Raw genomic sequence first — 19,668 nt, forward strand, 5'->3', positions numbered from 1 at the left:
GGCATCTGTGTCTAGATACACGGGCAAATCGAGAGAGGAGTGTTAAAGCATGGCAGATCAACCAGTATCGGAACTAACAACCACACAGGCTAATCAAGAAGCTACACAACTGCGTGAACAGTTGGATTCATGGCGAAAAGAGTACTATGTGCAGGATGCACCAACGGTTGAGGATCACACATATGATATGCATTATCAACGATTGTTGGATTTAGAAGCAGCGTTTCCTGAGATCGTAACGCCTGACTCACCGACACAGCAGGTTGGCGATGTGACACTGCCTGGTTTTAGTAAGGTGACACATACGGTACCAATGCTGTCGATGGGGGACGTGTTCTCGGTTGAAGAACTGGCCGAATTTGATGCCCGTACGAAGCAAAATTTAGGGCAAGATGAACTGGAATATAATTGTGAACTTAAAATTGATGGGTTGGCGATTTCGTTAGTTTATGAAAACGGTAAGTTTGTTCAGGGTTCCACGCGTGGTGATGGTAATATTGGCGAGGATATTACAGCTAACTTGAAGACCATTAAGTCAATTCCAATGACATTGACCGAGCCCCTCTCCATTGAGGTTCGGGGCGAATGTTACATGCCTAAAGCGTCGTTTGCAAAACTAAACGAACGTCAGGAAGCCGAAGGGAAAACACCGTTTGCCAATCCACGAAATGCGGCCGCCGGTTCACTAAGACAACTGGATCGAAAGGTAACGGCAGATCGTAATTTAGACACGTTTATCTATTACACATCAAGCTTTGAAGCTCTCGGTGCGTCCACCCAAAGTGAAGCACTGAAGCGTTATCAGGAACTCGGTTTCACCATCAACCCACATTCTCGCGTGTGCCACAATATGGATGAAATTAAAGCTTATATTGACGAATACACTGGTCAACGTGAATCGTTAAGCTATGGCATTGATGGCATTGTCATTAAGGTTAACCCTGTGTCCCAACAAGATGAATTGGGAAATACTGTCAAAGTGCCGCGGTGGGAAATTGCCTACAAATTCCCGCCGGATGAGCAACAAACGGTAGTGCGTGATATTGAATGGACGGTCGGTCGAACGGGCATTGTCACGCCAACGGCAGTGATGGATCCTGTTCAATTGGCTGGAACAACAGTTGCGCGCGCTTCGTTGCACAATCCTGATTATTTAAATGAAAAAGGGGTGCGGGTCGGCGATACTGTTACGTTGCATAAGGCCGGTGATATTATCCCTGAAGTCGGCGAAGTCGTCATGGACAAACGGCCCGCAGATAGTGTGCCTTACCCGATTCCAACGCAATGTCCATCTTGTGGTAAAGACCTCGTTCATATTGACGAGGAGGTTGCACTACGCTGTATCAATCCTAAGTGCCCAGCTCAGGTCACAGAAGGGCTGACTCATTTTGCTTCTCGTGACGCGATGAATATCGATGGATTAGGACCTTCTTTAGTGGCTCAACTGTACAATCGTGAAATGCTTAGTGATGTAGCTGGTCTTTACCATTTGAAGCATGATGAATTGTTAACTTTAGATAAATTTGGTGATAAATCAGCCACAAACTTATTGACAGCGATTGACAACAGCCGCAATAATTCTTTGGAGCGGTTATTGTTTGGTTTAGGCATTCGGCATCTTGGCGCTAAGGCTGCTCGGCAAGTTGCGGAGCACTTTAAGACGATGACAGCAGTTATGACAGCATCCGCAGACGACATTGCGGAGATTGATGGCATGGGGCTGACTATCGGCGATGCGGTAGCACAATACTTCAGTACCGAGGCTGCTCAAGAGCTAGTCAATGAGTTGGTCGCTGCCGGCGTTAACATGACGTATGATGGCCCCGATACAGTAGCTGCGGCGGATGATCCATTCTTCGGTGGCAAACGGGTAGTGTTGACTGGTAAGCTAACACAGATGACCCGTGCCGATGCGACTGCGTGGTTAACCGCTCACGGCGCCAAAGTTTCTAGCAGTGTTTCTAAGAATACGGACTTACTTATTGCCGGTGAAGATGCTGGGAGCAAGTTGGCGAAGGCAACACAGCTGGAAATTGAGATTTGGAACGAAGATCGATTCGCACAAACGATGGCTGAGGATAATTAACAGTACAGACTAGTTTGACCTGTTTGTATTGATCCCAGCAGGGAGGATTTGGATTAAGGTGAAAAAGTTTCGTATTGTGGCCGCATTGTTATCTACCATGATGTTATTGGCAGCCTGTGGTAACCTCGACAGCACATCAAGTAGTTCGACAACACCGACTACCAGTAAAAAGAAGGTTCAAACAACTGGTCAAACCAACAGCAATAATTATCAAGGTGTCATCAAGGATGGGCATTATTTGACGAGTGCTGCCCGTGGTGTCACTAATGATCAAGACAATAACACCATGAACCTGAAGAGTTTTGAAAGTGGCTTATTAAATGTCTCTAAGAAGGAATTTAAGCCAAGCAAGTATATTTTTCAGGAAGGTCAGTATTTGTCTACGTCAACTGTTCAAAAGTGGGTTGAGCGTAAGTCAAACGATAATCCTACGGGATTGAACCCTGTTGATAACGGTCAAAAGGATGCTAATAAACGGAATCCGCTGTATTTACAGACTATTGAAGAACAGGATTACATGACCCAGGATGGCGATAATTTGTCCTTGTCAGGAATGACCATCGGAATCGGGTTAAATTCGGTTGACTACTACACCAAGGAAAAATATGGTGCCCAGTATTCGACAAATATTTCCGATGAGCAAATGACGACCCAAGGCCGTGCAATTGCAGCAGAAGTATTAAAACGCGTGCGTGCGGCTAAGGGCGTTGGCAAAGATGTGCCAATTGTGATTGCTTTGTACAAGCAGGCTTCTGATGACAGTTTGGTTGGTGGCACGTTCTTCTCATATAGTGTTAATGACGGGAACAATATCAGTTCCTGGCAGAACATCAATCAACGTAACGTGGTCTTCCCGTCTGCTGGCGGCTCCAGTACGTCAGGCACCAGTAATGATGAGAGCAACTTTGAAAACTTTAAGACTCAAATTCAAAACTTCTTCCCGAACCTCAGTGGTGTGACCGCTCAGGCACAATACCAGGACGATAATTTAGCTGGTATGAATGTCACGATTACAACGCAATTTTATAGTCAAACAGAGATTATTAGCTTTACCCAGTACCTGGCCCAAGTAGCGCCGAAATACTTGCCGTCAGGGGTACCAATTGATATCACGGTTCAATCAACGGATGGCGTGCAGTCGTTCCTGAGTCGTGATTCAGGACAAACTAAATTTTCAACACATGTTTTTGGATCCTATTAACAAAAATGAATAATTGACCAACCGCCACAACACAGAACAAAGCCTGTGTTATGGCGGTTTTTGTATTGAAGTGACAGAAAGATCATTAAGTTTGCGTTAGACTATTTTATTTTCGATCAAAATGGCTAAAATGAATTGGTGGTTCCAGATTATAAAAGTCGAGGTCGTTTTACGATGAATGCGAACACAAGAACTAAGGTCAGTCGAGCAGGCATTTTTATTACGTTAGGAATCGTTTACGGAGATATTGGTACTTCGCCATTGTATGTCATGAAAACGATTCTGGGCGATAATGGTGGACTGTCTACCACGACGCCGGAATTAGTTATTGGGAGTATTTCACTTATTTTTTGGACAGTGATGTTACTCACAACTGTGAAGTATGTGCTTATTGCACTTAATGCCACCAACCATGGTGAAGGCGGTATTTTTGCACTTTATACACTGGTAAGACGTCAAGCTAAGTGGTTACTTTATCCGGCATTGATTGGTGGCGCTGCATTGCTTGCCGACGGGATGCTGACACCAGCTGTGACAGTGACAACCTCAATTGAAGGACTAAAGGGGATTGTTTTTCATCATTGGGAACCCGTTCAAAATCAGGCTGACGTCATTTTTATCACCGTTGTAATTTTATCGATTTTATTTGTGATTCAGCGCTTTGGGACCAAAACGATTGGTCATGCTTTCGGTCCAATTATGACCCTTTGGTTTACGTTTATTGGTGTCGTTGGTTTGGTGAATTTGTTGCCAGACCTTGCCATTTTAAAGGCATTAAATCCTTACTATGCGATTAGTGTGCTGACGAGTCCAGATAATAAGGTTGGCATTTTTATTCTTGGGAGTGTCTTTTTGGCAACTACTGGGGCCGAAGCGTTGTATTCAGATGTTGGTCATGTTGGAAAGGCAAACATTGATGCAAGTTGGCCGTATGTTTTTGTATGTTTAATGCTTAACTATTTTGGCCAGGGTGTTTGGGTGATTCAACACGCACACGTGACCAATTTGGGACAAGCAGTGGACTTTAATCCCTTCTTTGAACTTTTACCTGGCGACTGGCGTTTTGTTGGCATTGTGCTGGCAACCTTAGCTGCAATTATTGCATCGCAAGCACTGATCACTGGATCGTACACCTTAGTTGCAGAAGCAGTACGGTTAAAATTATTACCACGATTGAAGATTAATTACCCAACGCTTCAGCACGGGCAAATATACGTACCGGCCGTGAACGGTATTTTGTGGATTGCCTGTGTCGGAATAGTTTTCTTTTTCAGAACTTCTGCGCATATGGAAGCCGCGTATGGGTTAGCCATTACTGTGACAATGTTGATGACGACACTCTTGCTGTTCCAGTATTTACGGTTACGGCATGTGAACGTTGTGTTGACTTGGTTGATGGTTTTATTCTTTGGCAGTTTGGAAACCATGTTCTTCCTGTCATCGATGGTTAAATTTGTTCATGGTGGCTATGTAACGGCCATTCTGGCTGGCTTAATTTTGTGTGTGATGTTTATTTGGTATTACGGCAATAAAATTCGTGATCGCGATGAGTTTGAGTCCGGCTATGTGGATTTAGATGATTATAAGGACCAGTTAGTTGCGCTGAGCAAAGATGAAAACTACCCAACTTTTGCAACCAATTTAGTTTATATGGCTAAGGTAAAGCCGGGCCATATGATTAAAAAAGAAATGCTCTATTCAATTTTGGACAAACGTCCGAAACGTGCGCAGGCATATTGGTTTGTGACGGTTAACGTTACAGATGAGCCGTACACAGCTAAATATGATGTCGATATGATGGGCACGAATAATGTTATTAACGTTCAACTTTACCTTGGGTTTCGTCGTGAACAACGGGTGAATGTTTATCTGCGGGCGATTGTTCACGAGCTAATTGAGAGCGGTGATTTGCCGGCCCAACCGCAAACTTATACGATGCAAAAGGGCCGCAATGTCGGGGACTTCAGCTTTGTTGTCATTCAAGAAGAGCTGTCACCGGAAACACGAGTCAAACCATTTGATCGCTTTATTATCCAAGCGCGAGTAACGCTTCAAAATTGGACGAGTACGCCTGCAACATGGTTTGGACTGGAATTTTCAGATGTTGTTGTCGAGCATGTGCCACTAATTCTCGGACGCCGGCGCCGGCCATTTTTACGGCGCATCAAACAACAACATACGGATGGCGCAGATCGACAGTAGCCGAATCGAGATGTGTTTGTTGAAAAAATTAATTATGACAATTAAGGGGCTGGATAGGCCATTATTTTTGTCGCGATTATTTAGAGAAGAACACAAACTTACCGCGCTTTGTCGTATAATATTAAAGATAGTGACAACTTTTTACAGAAAGAGGGATGGGCATGGCAGAAGAACCAATTTCACGTGCTGAAGTTGAGCACGTTGCCGAACTGGCAAAACTTTCGTTGACCGATGAACAGGCCAGCAAGTTTACTAGTCAACTGGACGAAATTATTACCATGATTGATGGTTTGAACGAGGTCAACACAGATGATGTGAAGCCGACAACCAACATGGCCGACGCGACTGCAATTTTACGTGAAGACGTTGCAGTGAACGCCCACCAAAAAGATGCGTTAATTAACGAAGCTCCTGAAACCGAAGATGGTTTTATTAAGGTGCCCGCAATTATTGACGAAAGTGAGGACGCCTAATGACACAACAGTTTGATAATTTAACTGAGCTTCATCAAGCGCTCGTTAATAAAGACTTATCTGCTACTGAATTGACGCAACAAACGTTAACTAATATTCATGATCATGAAGACGCCTTAAACGCTTATGTGACGGTGAACGATGATGAAGCATTGGCACAGGCTAAACAGGCTGATGAAAGCGGAATTGATGCGGATAACGTCTTTTCTGGTGTGCCAGTTGCATACAAAGATAACTTAACGACTAAGGGCTTGCTGACAACAGCTGCTTCTAAAATTCTGTACAACTTTAAACCTGTATATGATGCAGACGTTGTGACGCGTTTGCGCGCTGCTGGCGCCGTTACAATCGGGAAAACCAACCTAGATGAATTTGCCATGGGTGGCTCGACTGAAACATCTTACTTCGGGACCGTTCATAATCCTTGGGATACAACTAAGGTGCCTGGCGGTTCTTCGGGTGGTTCTGCAGCTACGGTAGCTGCTGGCGATGTGCTAGCTGCTCTGGGTTCTGACACTGGTGGTTCAATTCGCCAGCCGGCTGCTTTCAACGGAATCGTTGGTTTGAAGCCAACGTATGGCCGTGTTAGCCGTTGGGGATTGATCGCGTTTGCGTCATCATTAGACCAAATTGGTCCAATGACCCAGAACGTGACGGATGCCGCTGCTATGATGAATGTGATTGCGGGTCGTGATGAACGTGACGCCACTTCATCCAGCAAAGAAGTGCCGGATTATGTGGCTGGTTTGTCTGGCGACATCAAGGGCTTAAAGATTGGTGTGCCTAAGGAATTCCTTGGTGACGGAATCGATGAAGGCGTTCGTGATCAGATTAAGACCGCGATTAAGAAACTTGAAGCCTTGGGTGCAACGGTGGATGAAGTTAGTTTGCCACACAGTACCCACGGGATTCAGGCTTACTACATTCTTGGACCGTCTGAAGCTTCTTCAAACTTACAGCGGTTTGACGGAATTCGTTATGGATACCGCACACCAAATGCTAAGAATTTGGAAGAACTGTACGTTAAGACCCGTTCCGAAGGATTTGGTGACGAAGTTAAACGGCGGATCATGTTAGGAACCTTTGCATTATCTGCTGGTTCATTCGATGCGTTCTTTATGAAGGCTGCTAAGATTCGGACACTCATCATTGAAGACTTTAAGAAAGTGTTCGCTGATTACGATGTCATTGTTGGACCAACTGCACCAACACCGGCCTTTGGTATCGGTGCTGAAACTAAGGATCCGATGACGATGTACATGAACGACATGTTGACGGTTCCTGCTAATTTGGCTGGTTTGCCTGCCGTTTCAGTGCCTGCTGGCTTGGTAGATGGTCTACCGGTTGGTTTACAAGTCATTGGCCGTCCATTTGATGAAAGTCGCGTTTTGAACACAGCGTTTGCATTTGAACAGAACACGACATTCCACGAATTGAAGCCATCAATGAGCAAAGGAGGGCGTGCTTAATGAATTTTCAAACGACGATTGGACTAGAAGTCCACGTTGAACTTAAAACGAATTCAAAGATTTTTAGTCCGTCACCCGTTGAGTTTGGTGACAACCCTAATGCCAATACTAATGTGATTGACTGGGGATATCCTGGTGTCTTACCAACGCCCAACAAAGGGGTAGTGGAATACGGTATGCGTGCGGCTTTGGCCCTTCATGCCAAGATCAATCAGCATACGCACTTTGATCGGAAAAACTACTTCTATCCAGATAACCCAAAGGCTTACCAAATTTCACAATCAGATGTGCCGTTAGCCCAAAATGGTTGGATTGAAATTGACGTGGACGGTAAGAAAAAGAAAATCGGAATCGAAGAGATGCACATTGAGGAAGATGCCGGTAAAAACACGCATAATCCTAATGGGTATTCCTACGTCGATTTAAACCGTCAGGGGACACCACTGATTGAAATTGTGTCGAAACCTGACATTGCTTCACCTGATGAAGCCTACGCTTACCTTGAGACTTTGCGTCAACGAATTCAGTTTACCGGTGTTTCTGACGTGAAGATGGAAGAAGGTTCCATGCGTGTCGACGTCAACATTTCGATTCGCCCTTATGGAACGGACAAGTTCGGGACTAAGACGGAACTGAAAAACTTGAACTCCTTCAACTATGTGAAGAAGGGCCTTCAGTTTGAAGAACAACGTCAGCAACGTGTCTTATTGTCTGGCGGTCAAATTCAACAGGAAACACGTCGTTACGATGAAGCTTCTAACGAAACTATCCTAATGCGTGTTAAGGAAGGTGCGGATGATTACCGTTACTTCCCAGAACCAGATATTCCTAACGTTGAAATTGCGGATGACTGGATCAAACAGATCGAGGCAACAATGCCAGAAATGCCAGAACGTCGTCGTCAACGCTATGTTGATGACCTTGGCTTGACTGACTATGACGCCATGGTGTTGACACAGACCAAGGAAATGTCTGACTTCTTTGAGGCGGCTGTGGCACAAGGTGCAGACGCTAAATTGACGTCAAACTATCTGCAAGGGGACGTTAACGCCTATCTGAATGATAACCATTTGGATCTGCAAGATACGAAGTTGACGCCAGACCACTTGGCCGGCATGATCAAGTTGCAAATGGATGGCACGATTTCATCCAAGATGGCTAAGAAGGTCTTTAAGGCGATCATGGATGGTGAGGAACCAAATGATTATGTCAAGGCACATAACCTGGTTCAATTGTCAGATCCAGCTCAATTGCAGCCGATTATCGATGGCGTGTTGGACGCTAATGCCCAATCGATTGAAGACTTTAAGAATGGTAAAGATCGTGCCGTTGGCTTCTTAGTTGGTCAGATTATGAAGCAAACACACGGGCAGGCCAATCCGAAGATTGTTAACAAGTTGTTAATGACTTCATTGAATGCACGTTAAACGATTGTTATTTTAATCAGAACCGGTTAAAATTAAACCTCGTTGTGAACCTTACAACGGGGTTTGTACATAGTACTAAAATTGTTAAATGAAATGACTAAGACAGTTTGCAGTGGAGGCAATGAAACATGGGACAACGCGCACGGGTCATCTACAACCCAACGTCAGGACGCGAAGCACTAAAAAGAGATTTAATCGATATACTGAACGTCTTTGAACAGGCCGGTTACGAGACTAGTGCGTATGCGACCACGGCAGAGCCGGATTCAGCTAAAAATGAGGCGCACCGTGCTGCTCTTGAAGGGTTTGACCTAGTGGTGGCAGCCGGTGGTGACGGGACGATTAACGAAGTCGTCAACGGCATTGCTGGACTTGAGAAGCGACCTAAAATGGCGATTATTCCAGCTGGGACCACTAATGACTACGCTCGCGCGTTACGAATTCCACGTGATGCACCGCTGGATGCCGCTAAAGTTGTGCTTAAGAACCAAACCGTTAAGATGGATATCGGTCAGGCTGGCGAAACGTACTTTATCAACATCGCTGGTGGCGGCTTGCTGACTGAATTGACTTATGATGTTCCTTCCGATATGAAAACAATTTTTGGTTACCTTGCGTACTTGGTTAAGGGCGCTGAATTATTGCCGCAAATTAAACCGATTCAAATGTCGATTGAGTACGACGATGGTAAGTTCGAGGGCGAAGCTTCGATGTTCTTATTGGGACTGACGAATTCAATCGGTGGGTTCGAACAAATTGTGCCTGATGCATCGCTTGATGATGGTAAATTCAGTTTGCTCATTGTCAAAACGGCTAGCATGCCACAACTGTTGCGGCTGATGACATTAGTCTTAAACGGTGGTCGACACATTAATGATCCGTTGGTCATTTACAAGAAGACCAGCAAAGTGATTGCTAAGCCGCTTAACTCCGATCGAATGATGATTAACTTGGACGGGGAATACGGCGGTGACGCGCCAATGACGTTCATTGATCACAAACAGCACATTGAAATATTTGCTGATTTGGATGCGATTCCCGATGAACAGTTGACCGGTGAGGACCGTGCTATCGAAGAAGATGCCCGGAAGTTTGTTGAGGAAGTTGACAAGTTGCCAGAAGGTCAGACAGACGACAATAAAAAATAAGGATGTATCTCAGCAGCGGGTTCGCTTAAATGCGGATCCGCTGTTTTGTACTTCTTTTAAGTGAGTTGGCATGCTATACTAGTTTGGTTCGAAAATTTTACAGCGGACTGTTTTTGTTCGTTTGAAAAATTCCGTTGAGTGACCGTCGCAAAAGTCGAAAGGAAATAATTAATGAAATTCAAAGCACCAGTTGCTAAAAACCAAGAGTATACAGGCGATATTATTGACCTGACCTATCAAGGGATGGGTGTTGCTAAGATAGAAGATTTTCCAATCTTTATTACGAACGCATTGCCTAATGAAAAGGTTGTATTTGCGGTAACCAAGGTGGCGAAAACATACGCTTTTGGCCGAGTTGTTAAATTTATCGAAAAGAGCCCGCAGCGAGTTGATAGTGTCAATGTGACTTACACTCAAACTGGGATTGCGCCCCTGCAACACTTGAGTTACGAAGGTCAATTGGCCTTCAAACAACACCAAGTGGTTGAATTGTTAAAGAAGGCACACCTGGATATTGATGTTGCCAAGACGGTGGGGATGGAGACACCTTATCATTATCGTAACAAGGCTCAAGTACCGGTTCGTGAGATCAATGGTCAAATCGAAACTGGTTTTTACAAACGTGGCTCTCACACGGTTGTGCCAATTGAGGATTTCTATATTCAGGATCCTAAAATTGACGAAGCCATTATTGTCGTGCGTGATCTCTTACGTCGTTTCCATTTGGATGCGTATGATGAAACTAACAACACCGGTGTGATTAAAACCATCATGGTGCGTCGAGGCTATTATAGTCACGAAATGATGATTGTCATTGTTACGCGGACACATAAATTGTCGATGGTGAATGAATTAGTTGCTGAAATCACGAAGGCTTTGCCAGAAGTGAAGAGCATCATTCAAAATGTTAATCCACAACAAACGAACGTATTGTTAGGTGACACGGATCGAATTCACTTCGGTAGTCCAGTGATTCATGACCAATTGATGGGGTTGACGTTTGAAATTTCAGCTCACTCATTCTACCAAGTTAACCCACAGCAAACGGAAAAACTGTATCAGTTTGCAATCGACAAGGCACAGTTAACGGGTGAAGAGACTGTCATTGACGCCTACTGTGGTATCGGCACAATCTCTTTGGCGGTGGCTAAGCATGCTAAACATGTGTATGGTGTTGAAATGGTTAAAACAGCCATTAGTGACGCCAAGACCAATGCTAATTTGAATCACATCGATAACGTTGACTTTGTTGTCGGCAAGGCCGAAAACCAAATGGTACGGTGGCAAGAGGCCGGTTTGAAGGCGGACGTTATCATGGTTGATCCACCACGTAAGGGTCTGGCACCAGACTTCATTGAAGCTGCTACGGCCGTTAAACCGAGTCGCGTTGTCTACGTCAGCTGTAACCCAGCAACGTTGGTTCGTGATATTCAAGTGTTCATGGATCACGGCTATCACGTTGATGGCGACATTCAGCCAGTGGACCAGTTCCCACAAACAACTAGCATTGAATGTGTTGTCAGTCTGGTGAAAGACTAATTGAAAAAGGACAGTCCACTTTTGGACTGTCCTTTTTCAATGAACAAAATTTTTGAACGATTAATGGAGTGAATTTCTAATTGTGAAGACTGCTTTAATTAATCTATAATTAAAATAGAAATGATGTTGTAAATGATTCAGGAGGTTGTTTGATGGCAAATAAGTCGATCGAAACAGAAAATAAAGCAATGAGGGAAATTCTTCTTGCTATGATTAATTTAGGCGGTCAAGCGAGTCGAAAAGAAGTTTTGCAAGAGGTCAGAGATAATTCCCAAGTGTTTTCCGAAAATCAAATTGATGAAGTTCGAATTTCTAAACGAACGAATAAAACTTATCATCCTTTTCAATATAAATTTAATTTTGCTGTCAAGCATCTTATTTTGGCCGAGTTCATTAATTCAACGGCTGATGGTGAGCTGGAGTTATCCCAAAAAGGCCGCACAGTCAATTTTGATAGTTTTGATCCAGAAGAAGATGTTCGAAAAATTTCTGAAGATAAAATGTCTCACCAAAATAGGAAATCAGATATGGTCGATGAGGAAGCTATCGGTGTTAAAACTAATGAAGCTGATGAAGAAGAATCCTGGAGGGGAGAACTGTTAAGGTCCCTTGTTAAGATGGATCCAAAAAAATTCGAACTTTTTTGTCGCGGTCTTTTGACTAAAATGGGGATAGATGTTGACGATACTATTGGCATTCAGTATGTTGCAGATGGTGGAATAGACGGGTTCGGCTTTGTTCGATCTAATGACTATAGAACCACTAGGGTAGCCTTGCAGGCTAAACGTTGGCAAAGTAAAGTTTCGGCTCCAGAGATTGATAAGTTCAGGGGAGCTATGGATAAAAGAAACGCGGAATTCGGCATTTTTATTACGAATGCTGATTTTACTAGAGACGCTATTAGAACCGCCCGCCAAGGCACAAGAATTATAACTCTAATAAATGGCGATCAGATTTGTGATTTGGTTGCAAAATATAACTATTACGTGGAACCAGTTACAACGTATCGACTTAAGGGCTTTTACAAAGAGAATGATTAGGAGGGAGTATTTGCGAATTATGCTAGGAGCTAATTATGAAACGATTGAACGAGTATAAGCCAAACGGTGAAATTTATAGTTCAGTTGTCTTAAACTTTGATTCGAGTCAGCCTACAATTGATGGTCAAAAGGGAAGAGTCACTGTGACGGGCGGTAATCAGTATATTGGTTACATAGGCAACTATTTTAAGCGTAATGAAACAGAAACTTTCGATGTTTGTCATTATGATATTGATGAAGAAAATGATCGTCTTAAGAGCGATGTTATTACTGCTACAATAATTCCCTTATCGTGTGTAACACAAATTGAGGTCATTTTGTTCAGTTCTCCACGCTGGGACAGCAGAATGACCAACAAGTTTGTATTTTTAGAATGATGATGTATTTTTCTCTTTCTTTAACATCAAAGCGATCCTTCTTTTAAGATCATTCTACAAAAGTAATTGTTTATGTACTAGAATTAACCAAAAGTTCAAAATTAAATTAACATTAGAAAATACCTTGACTTTAATGAAAATCGAGTGTAAATTCAAGTCATTGAAAACGTATCGATGAGAAAAGTAATCTTTAACCAACGAGATAGAGAGCTTGCAGGGTGGGAACAAGTCACGCGGTGAAAGATGAACAATGGCCTCTAAACGGTGCCGCTGAACCTTAATGGCAAAGTGACAACGACCAGCAGTCGTTATCCTGCTACCGTATGAAAATGTACGGGATAAGGTTACAAGTGTGAGCTTGTGACAAAGATAAGGTGGTACCGCGAACGGTAGCTTCGTCCTTTTTGTAGGATGAAGCTACCGTTTTTTGTCGATTATTAAAAGCATTTAAACGAGAAGGAGTGTCATACATGACAGTTATTAGTAGCAATCTTGGTTACCCGCGGTTAGGGGAAAAACGTGAATGGAAAAAGACGTTGGAACACTACTGGGCAGGCAAGATTGATGAACCGGAATTTCATGCAGAAACAAAAGCATTGCGTTTGGCCAATTTGAAAAAGGAACAGGCAGCAGGTTTGGATTTAATTCCGGTTGCCGATAATTCAGACTATGATCATGTGCTGGACACGATTGCGGCTTTTGGCATCGTGCCAGAACGCTACGGTAGCTTCCACAAACGGTTAACGCTGGACGAGTATTATGCCATCGCACGTGGAACAAAAAATGCCGTGGCGTCAGAAATGACGAAATGGTTCAACATCAATTACCACTACATCGTGCCAGAATATGACCAACCTCATTTTGAATTATTGGATAATCGTTGGTTACGCTTCTACAACGAAGCCAAAACTGAATTAGGAATTGACGGAAAACCAGTTATCCTTGGTCCAATTTCGTTGTTAAAACTGGGCAAACGGAATGGTGATTACCTAGACGCAGACGCTGTTGATGAATTACTGCCACAACTGTTGCCACTTTACGAACAAGTCTTTACTGAATTGGCTCAGGCCGGTGTTAAGTGGGTTCAGGTGGACGAACCAACGCTGGTTAAGGTTGCGACGGCAGCAGAAGTTAAACCTTACGAAACGGCCCTAAACGCACTTCGCAAAGCGGCACCATCAATCAACATCGAACTACAAACGTACTTTGATAGCATTGATCCTTATGAAGCTGTTACCAAATTACCCGTTCAGGCAATCGGACTCGATTTTGTACACGACAACGGTGAGAACTTACAGCACGTGCTGAAGGACGATTTTCCAAGCGACAAGGTATTAGCTGCTGGTATTATCGACGGTCACAATATTTGGACAAGTAATTTTGCTGACAAACTGGCCGTAATTAAGAAATTGCAGGGTGTCGTTGACAACAATCATCTTTGGTTACAACCTGCTAACTCATTACTTCATGTACCAATCACGACAAAGAATGAAACGAAGATCGATCCTGTGTTATTAGGTGGATTAGCCTTTGCTGATGAGAAGCTACATGAACTGACGGTTTTGACTAAGGCCGCTAATGAAGGCCAACAAGCGGTTTCAGAAGAATTCACCAAGAATGCTGCCGCACTCAAGGCGTTAAATGAATCTGAACACCGGAACAACGCTGAGGTCCGTGCTGCGGAGGCCAACTTGGCCAACGAAACGTTTGAACGGCACAGTGCATTTCCAACGCGGATTGCACTGCAACACAAGAAGCTGCAATTACCGTTATTGCCAACGACAAGTATTGGCAGTTTTCCGCAAAGCAAATTGGTTCGCTCCAAACGGGCTGCTTGGCGGAAGGGCAACATTACGGATGCCGAATATGAAGACTTCATCAAGTCTGAAATTAAGCGTTGGATTGGTATTCAAGAGGACCTCGGACTGGACGTATTGGTCCACGGCGAGTTTGAACGGACCGACATGGTTGAATACTTTGGTCAGAAATTAACGGGCTTTTATGCGACGCAAAATGGCTGGGTTCAATCGTACGGATCACGTGGGGTACGGCCACCAGTAATTTTCGGTGATGTCGCTTACACGAAACCAATTACAGTTAAGGAAAGTGTCTACGCACAAAGTTTGACGGACAAACCTGTTAAAGGGATGCTCACGGCACCATTAACGATTATTAACTGGAGCTTTGTCCGTGATGACATTAGTAAGGCCCAGGTTCAAAACCAAATCGCATTAGCGCTGCGTCAAGAAGTGATTAACTTGGAAAAGGCTGGCATCAAGATTATTCAAGTTGACGAACCTGCGTTGCGTGAAGGTCTGCCACTAAAGAAACGTAACTGGAAGCCATACTTGGACGAAGCAGTTTACTCATTCAAGATTACGACGACTGGTGTTCGTGATGACACCCAGATTCACACGCATATGTGTTATTCAGACTTTGAAGACATCATCGACACGATTAGTGCACTTGATGCGGATGTGATTTCGATTGAAACATCCCGGAGTCACGGTGAAATCATTAGTTCATTTGAAAAGACACACTATGATAAAGAAATCGGACTTGGTGTTTACGACATTCACAGTCCACGGGTACCTTCTGTTGAAGAAATTCAGGCAAACATTGAGCGGGCGTTACGTGTTATCGACGTTCATCAATTCTGGATCAACCCCGACTGTGGTTTGAAGACGCGTCAGGAACCGGAAACGCTGGCAGCCTTAAAGAACATGATTGCTGCACGTGATAATGTTCGCGCTAGTTTAGCGGAACCGACAAAGTAATAGGGGGCGTTGCCATGGTGGCTGACGCAGAGCACCAAAAGTTAACGGATGATGGGCAGCGATTGACACATACAGGTGAAGCACAAACGGAACATCCTTTCCTCCATCCGTCCGTAGGTCATAAGAGCGTTCTTGTGGAAATGGATCCACCGACGACATTTAAAACGGCAAGCTTTTATCGTGGTGCGGAGCGTTTACGTGATGCAGGAGTGGACGCAATTACGCTGGCGGATAATTCGTTGGCAGCCGTTCGAGTGAGTAATGTGGCCGTTGCTGCTAAGTTGAAATTGGAATATGGCATTCATCCCATCGTGCACCTTACGACCCGTGATCATAATCTAATTGGCATTCAGTCTGAAATTATGGGGTTACACAGTTTGGGGATTGACGATATTCTAGCGATTGCTGGCGATCCTGCTAAGGCAGGCGACTTTCCGGGTGCTACTTCAGTCAGGGACGTTAATGCGTTAGGCCTCATTAAACTGATTAAGCAATATAACACTGGTGTTAGTCCAAGCGGGAAGGACTTAGATGACCGCCCTAATTTCTGTGTAGCGGCAGCCTTTAGTCCTAAAATTACCAATGGTGTTTTAGCAACTCGCGGGATCAAACGGAAAATCGACTGTGGGGCTGATTATCTCATTACACAGCCAGTGTTTGATATCGCCAGGGTTAATGAATTGGCGGATGCTTTCTCACAATGTGGGTTACAGATCCCCGTGTTTGTTGGCGTTCAGCCGCTAATGTCCAAACGGAATGCTGAGTTCTTAAACGAGCACGTGTCGGGGATGAGTTTGCCTCAATCTGTACTAGATCGAATGGCTCAAGCCGAGATCGACGGCAATGAACATGAAGTTGGCTTGCAAATTGCTGAAGAAATTGCGGATGCAATCTGTGATCGATTTGATGGCGTTCATGTGGTTACACCGTTTAATCGGTATAAGATGGCGGCAAAACTGGTAACACATATTAGACAGCGCGAGAATGTGGCTGTTAACGGGTAAGTAGAATAATAAAGAACTCCTTACCAAAGTGGTTGCGAACGAATCACTTTGGTAGGGAGCTCTTTTAGTATGGACAGAAGCTAGAATTATTTAATTGATGTGTTACCGCATTTCTTTTCTATAGGTCACAACAAGATAGATGAGCCCTGACAACATCATAACAATGTATTTAATCATGCGAAATTGATTAATGAGATAGTCACTTGGAAAAATAATGTCGCAAATGAGGTTTGTTGAAAGCATGATTGAAGCAGCTGCCAGATAGATGGTTGCTGTACGTTCATCTTGAATTTTACCAATTTTGCGCATCATAAAATAACCGGCAATCATAAGAAAGATTAACAGAAGTGTGCCGGTACCAACCAAGATGTTAAAATTCAAGTTACTTTGTTCGGCCCACTGTTTTAACGGCCAAAACAAGGCATCTGGAATATCAGACAATGATTTAATTTGCATATTAGTTCTCCTTATAACCAAAAATATCAGTAATATCCACATTGAAAAAAATTGCAATTTCAAAGGCTAATTTCAATGTCGGTGAGTAATTGCCTTTTTCCATTACCAAGATTGTTTGTTTACTAACACCGACTGCTTTGGCCAAAGCGGTTTGAGATAGATGATTTAATACGCGGTATTCGTAAACCCTATTGGTGATGGTGAGACCTGAATTTTGTTTGCTAGCGATAGTGATCACCTCAATAATCATGGTAAACAATACTTTACCAAAAGTAAAGTATTGTTTTGAGAAAACTGACATTTAATTGCCAATCGGAGTTTTAACTATAAATGCCTTTAAACCAGCATTATGCTATCTACAACTGTTGAAAATGTGCAATACAATATGTCTGCTTTAGAAATTGATTTCGATGTAAAGTTACCGAGAACCATTATTTTGATTCCTGAGTCAATATACCTGATCACGATTAAACTGACCGATAAACGAGAGCAACCGCGGACATGAATTTAAGCAGTTCATCGGCGTTCAATAATGGCTTCATGGTAAACTAGGCTTAATAGCAAAGCGGGAGGGTGCATCATGACAGCAAAGCACTGGTGGCTTAGTTTGGTGATTGTAATTGGTTGGGTTCTTTTATTGCCAATTACTGGTATGGCTGATGGATCATATACAATCGATAAGTACGTTGCAAACGTTAATGTTTTAGAAAACGGGGATGCAGATTTTACACAACGCATTACTTACAACTTTGACGGTCATTTCAATGGTGTATTTGTAAAACAGGATCTAAAGGGATTGAAGGGTGTCGATACACCTCAAGTGACAGTTAAGAATCAGGGTGGTTCTGAGCAAACGTTGAGTGAGCAGGCAGATGGGCGCGACAATTCGTTTCAGAGGATACAGAATTCCGATGATTTACAACTTAAGGTCTTTCACAAAATCAGTGATAAAAGCGCCACGTTTACATATCGTTACCGTTTACATGGCGTAGTTACAAATTATGCCGACACCGCTCGCTTAAATTGGAAAGTTATTGGTCAGGGATGGGACGTGGCACTGAATAACGTGCACATTACAATTAAGTTACCAGTACAACCTGTGAACGATTTACAAGCTTGGGTTCATGGACCCTTAAACGGTAAAACCACGGTTAAGAATGCGGCTGGTAGGGTGAACATCACAGTGCCTAGTATTCCAGCCAATCAATTCGTTGAAACGGACCTATTATTCCCGACCTCAGTGACGGCCACGAATACTACCATTGTTAATCAGCCAATGAAAGAACAGGCCCGCAAGTATGAACGTGACCTGGCCGAGGCTGCCAACCGTAAGCGACAACAGTCGCAACGAGTGAATTTTGGGATGTTGAGTGCTGTGGGAGTGATGCTAGTTGTATTGCTCGGTGGTTCGTTGATTTACTTCACTCGCCGACCAGTAAACCGGCATCCTGCTCCAATTCCAGTTAATCATTGGTATGAAGTGCCAACGGTATCGCCAGCCGTGGCGGCCCGGTTAATTACAGACAAAGCGCCGACGACTAAGGCGTATACGGGAACCTTAATGACTGAAGCTGGCAATGGTGAAATCACTATTAAACCGGAAGACAAGACCTATATCATTACGAAACAAAAAGATATTTCTGAGCCACTGACCGATTTTCTGATCACAGAAGTAGGCGATGGTGAATATGTTTCATTGAAAGATTTAAAAACCTTTGGTCAACGCGATCAAAGCGGGCGTTTGAATGGGCGGTTTATTTCGTGGCAGGATCGGGTAGAAGATGAGGCAAGAAACTACTATGATGCACATAATGTTGCGGTGAGAAGATGGTGGTTGACCGTCGCCATTGTGACGACGGCATTATCTGCGTTAGCGGCGCTCATTGCGACAAATCTGCCAATAATTCGGTTAGGTGTGTGGATTGCCGCAGTTGGTTTAAGTGTTTTGGTCTGGGGCTGTGCGCTGTGGCAACGACGTGTCATCAGTCGTTACACGCTTGAAGGTGACCAACTGCACAATGAATTGTTGGGTTTCAAACGAATGTTAAACGATATTGGCCACTTTGACACGGCTAAGGTTGGGGACATTGTGATTTGGGAACAAATATTACCATATGCGGCAGCACTTGGCTTAGCTGAAAAAGTGACGCAGGCCTTAGCTGTTGAGTTCGGCAGTGATGCGCTGATGAAGACGGGGATGATTTTCCCACTGTATTACGGTTTCGGCGGCTTTGACAGCAGTTTTGATACTGGTTTTAGTAATGGCTTGTCATCATCAATTTCGGCCAGCAATACGCAAGCGTCCAGCTTGTCTGGTGGCTCGGGCGGATTCTCTGGTGGGAGTTCAGGCGGTTTTGGCGGTGGCTCCGGTGGTGGTGTCTTCTAAAGCATCTGCTGGTGAATTTACGTTTGGATAGATGACATTTTAAATAGCTGGAAGCAAAAAGATCCACAATATCGCGGTCACAT

The 19,668-nt window shown here is 43.8% G+C and carries 15 protein-coding genes; 13 read left to right on the top strand and 2 right to left on the bottom strand.

Annotated features, from left to right (window positions below):
- Positions 1 to 49: 49 nt before the first annotated feature.
- From ligA to GB993_RS02225, 12 genes are all read left to right on the top strand, one after another.
- Positions 50 to 2,086 (top strand): NAD-dependent DNA ligase LigA, encoded by a 2,037-nt coding sequence (ligA, locus tag GB993_RS02170; RefSeq protein WP_161002912.1) that lies wholly within the window; start codon positions 50 to 52, stop codon positions 2,084 to 2,086.
- 58 nt (positions 2,087 to 2,144) lie between these two features.
- Entirely contained in the window at positions 2,145 to 3,287 is a 1,143-nt protein-coding gene (locus GB993_RS02175; protein WP_161002913.1) for a CamS family sex pheromone protein, read from the top strand.
- A 174-nt stretch (positions 3,288 to 3,461) separates the two neighbouring features.
- The gene (locus GB993_RS02180) at positions 3,462 to 5,489 is read left to right on the top strand and encodes a KUP/HAK/KT family potassium transporter (protein ID WP_161002914.1); all 2,028 of its coding nucleotides are present in this window, start codon (positions 3,462 to 3,464) and stop codon (positions 5,487 to 5,489) included.
- A gap of 161 nt (positions 5,490 to 5,650) precedes the next feature.
- The gene (gatC, locus tag GB993_RS02185; protein WP_161001085.1) at positions 5,651 to 5,962 is read left to right on the top strand and encodes an Asp-tRNA(Asn)/Glu-tRNA(Gln) amidotransferase subunit GatC; all 312 of its coding nucleotides are present in this window, start codon (positions 5,651 to 5,653) and stop codon (positions 5,960 to 5,962) included.
- Positions 5,962 to 7,431, top strand: coding sequence for an Asp-tRNA(Asn)/Glu-tRNA(Gln) amidotransferase subunit GatA (gatA, locus tag GB993_RS02190; RefSeq protein WP_161001086.1), 1,470 nt, complete (start codon positions 5,962 to 5,964; stop codon positions 7,429 to 7,431). Before gatC ends, gatA begins: the two co-directional genes overlap by 1 nt.
- The gene (gene gatB / locus GB993_RS02195; protein WP_161002915.1) at positions 7,431 to 8,858 is read left to right on the top strand and encodes an Asp-tRNA(Asn)/Glu-tRNA(Gln) amidotransferase subunit GatB; all 1,428 of its coding nucleotides are present in this window, start codon (positions 7,431 to 7,433) and stop codon (positions 8,856 to 8,858) included. Before gatA ends, gatB begins: the two co-directional genes overlap by 1 nt.
- A 128-nt stretch (positions 8,859 to 8,986) precedes the next feature.
- Positions 8,987 to 10,006, top strand: coding sequence for a diacylglycerol kinase (locus GB993_RS02200; RefSeq protein WP_161002916.1), 1,020 nt, complete (start codon positions 8,987 to 8,989; stop codon positions 10,004 to 10,006).
- A gap of 171 nt (positions 10,007 to 10,177) precedes the next feature.
- Positions 10,178 to 11,545 (top strand): 23S rRNA (uracil(1939)-C(5))-methyltransferase RlmD, encoded by a 1,368-nt coding sequence (gene rlmD, locus GB993_RS02205; RefSeq protein ID WP_161002917.1) that lies wholly within the window; start codon positions 10,178 to 10,180, stop codon positions 11,543 to 11,545.
- A gap of 152 nt (positions 11,546 to 11,697) precedes the next feature.
- Positions 11,698 to 12,585, top strand: a complete 888-nt coding sequence (locus GB993_RS02210) for a restriction endonuclease (protein WP_161002918.1) — start codon at positions 11,698 to 11,700, stop codon at positions 12,583 to 12,585.
- Between the two features lie 35 nt (positions 12,586 to 12,620).
- A complete protein-coding gene (locus tag GB993_RS02215; protein ID WP_161002919.1) occupies positions 12,621 to 12,962 on the top strand; it encodes a hypothetical protein in 342 nt (113 codons plus the stop codon).
- A 470-nt stretch (positions 12,963 to 13,432) separates the two neighbouring features.
- Entirely contained in the window at positions 13,433 to 15,739 is a 2,307-nt protein-coding gene (gene metE, locus GB993_RS02220) for a 5-methyltetrahydropteroyltriglutamate--homocysteine S-methyltransferase (protein ID WP_161002920.1), read from the top strand.
- A 14-nt stretch (positions 15,740 to 15,753) separates the two neighbouring features.
- The gene (locus GB993_RS02225; RefSeq protein WP_161002921.1) at positions 15,754 to 16,743 is read left to right on the top strand and encodes a methylenetetrahydrofolate reductase; all 990 of its coding nucleotides are present in this window, start codon (positions 15,754 to 15,756) and stop codon (positions 16,741 to 16,743) included.
- 102 nt (positions 16,744 to 16,845) lie between these two features.
- Here the strand turns inward: GB993_RS02225 and GB993_RS02230 are convergent, their stop codons facing one another.
- Positions 16,846 to 17,199, bottom strand: coding sequence for a DUF2178 domain-containing protein (locus GB993_RS02230; RefSeq protein ID WP_161002922.1), 354 nt, complete (start codon positions 17,197 to 17,199; stop codon positions 16,846 to 16,848).
- Between the two features lies 1 nt (position 17,200).
- A complete protein-coding gene (locus tag GB993_RS02235; RefSeq protein ID WP_161002965.1) occupies positions 17,201 to 17,449 on the bottom strand; it encodes a helix-turn-helix transcriptional regulator in 249 nt (82 codons plus the stop codon).
- Between the two features lie 330 nt (positions 17,450 to 17,779).
- On the opposite strand from GB993_RS02235, the gene GB993_RS02240 reads away from it, so the two are divergent.
- Positions 17,780 to 19,585 carry a DUF2207 domain-containing protein gene (locus tag GB993_RS02240; RefSeq protein WP_161002923.1) on the top strand — a complete coding sequence of 602 codons (1,806 nt, stop codon included), beginning with the start codon at positions 17,780 to 17,782 and terminating at the stop codon, positions 19,583 to 19,585.
- Positions 19,586 to 19,668 lie beyond the last annotated feature (83 nt).

The organism is Furfurilactobacillus milii, assembly GCF_009864005.1.
GTDB classification, from domain to species: domain Bacteria; phylum Bacillota; class Bacilli; order Lactobacillales; family Lactobacillaceae; genus Furfurilactobacillus; species Furfurilactobacillus rossiae_B.

Excerpts from the sequence above, each read along its gene's own strand:
- GB993_RS02210 (WP_161002918.1), top strand. The coding sequence starts at position 11,698 with ATGGCAAATAAGTCGATCGAAACAGAAAATAAAGCAATGAGGGAAATT.
- GB993_RS02180 (WP_161002914.1), top strand. The coding sequence starts at position 3,462 with ATGAATGCGAACACAAGAACTAAGGTCAGTCGAGCAGGCATTTTTATT.
- metE (WP_161002920.1), top strand. The coding sequence starts at position 13,433 with ATGACAGTTATTAGTAGCAATCTTGGTTACCCGCGGTTAGGGGAAAAA.
- gatC (WP_161001085.1), top strand. The coding sequence starts at position 5,651 with ATGGCAGAAGAACCAATTTCACGTGCTGAAGTTGAGCACGTTGCCGAA.
- GB993_RS02200 (WP_161002916.1), top strand. The coding sequence starts at position 8,987 with ATGGGACAACGCGCACGGGTCATCTACAACCCAACGTCAGGACGCGAA.
- GB993_RS02240 (WP_161002923.1), top strand. The coding sequence starts at position 17,780 with ATGACAGCAAAGCACTGGTGGCTTAGTTTGGTGATTGTAATTGGTTGG.
- GB993_RS02235 (WP_161002965.1), bottom strand. The coding sequence starts at position 17,449 with ATGATTATTGAGGTGATCACTATCGCTAGCAAACAAAATTCAGGTCTC.
- GB993_RS02215 (WP_161002919.1), top strand. The coding sequence starts at position 12,621 with ATGAAACGATTGAACGAGTATAAGCCAAACGGTGAAATTTATAGTTCA.
- GB993_RS02230 (WP_161002922.1), bottom strand. The coding sequence starts at position 17,199 with ATGCAAATTAAATCATTGTCTGATATTCCAGATGCCTTGTTTTGGCCG.
- gatA (WP_161001086.1), top strand. The coding sequence starts at position 5,962 with ATGACACAACAGTTTGATAATTTAACTGAGCTTCATCAAGCGCTCGTT.
- rlmD (WP_161002917.1), top strand. The coding sequence starts at position 10,178 with ATGAAATTCAAAGCACCAGTTGCTAAAAACCAAGAGTATACAGGCGAT.
- ligA (WP_161002912.1), top strand. The coding sequence starts at position 50 with ATGGCAGATCAACCAGTATCGGAACTAACAACCACACAGGCTAATCAA.
- gatB (WP_161002915.1), top strand. The coding sequence starts at position 7,431 with ATGAATTTTCAAACGACGATTGGACTAGAAGTCCACGTTGAACTTAAA.
- GB993_RS02225 (WP_161002921.1), top strand. The coding sequence starts at position 15,754 with ATGGTGGCTGACGCAGAGCACCAAAAGTTAACGGATGATGGGCAGCGA.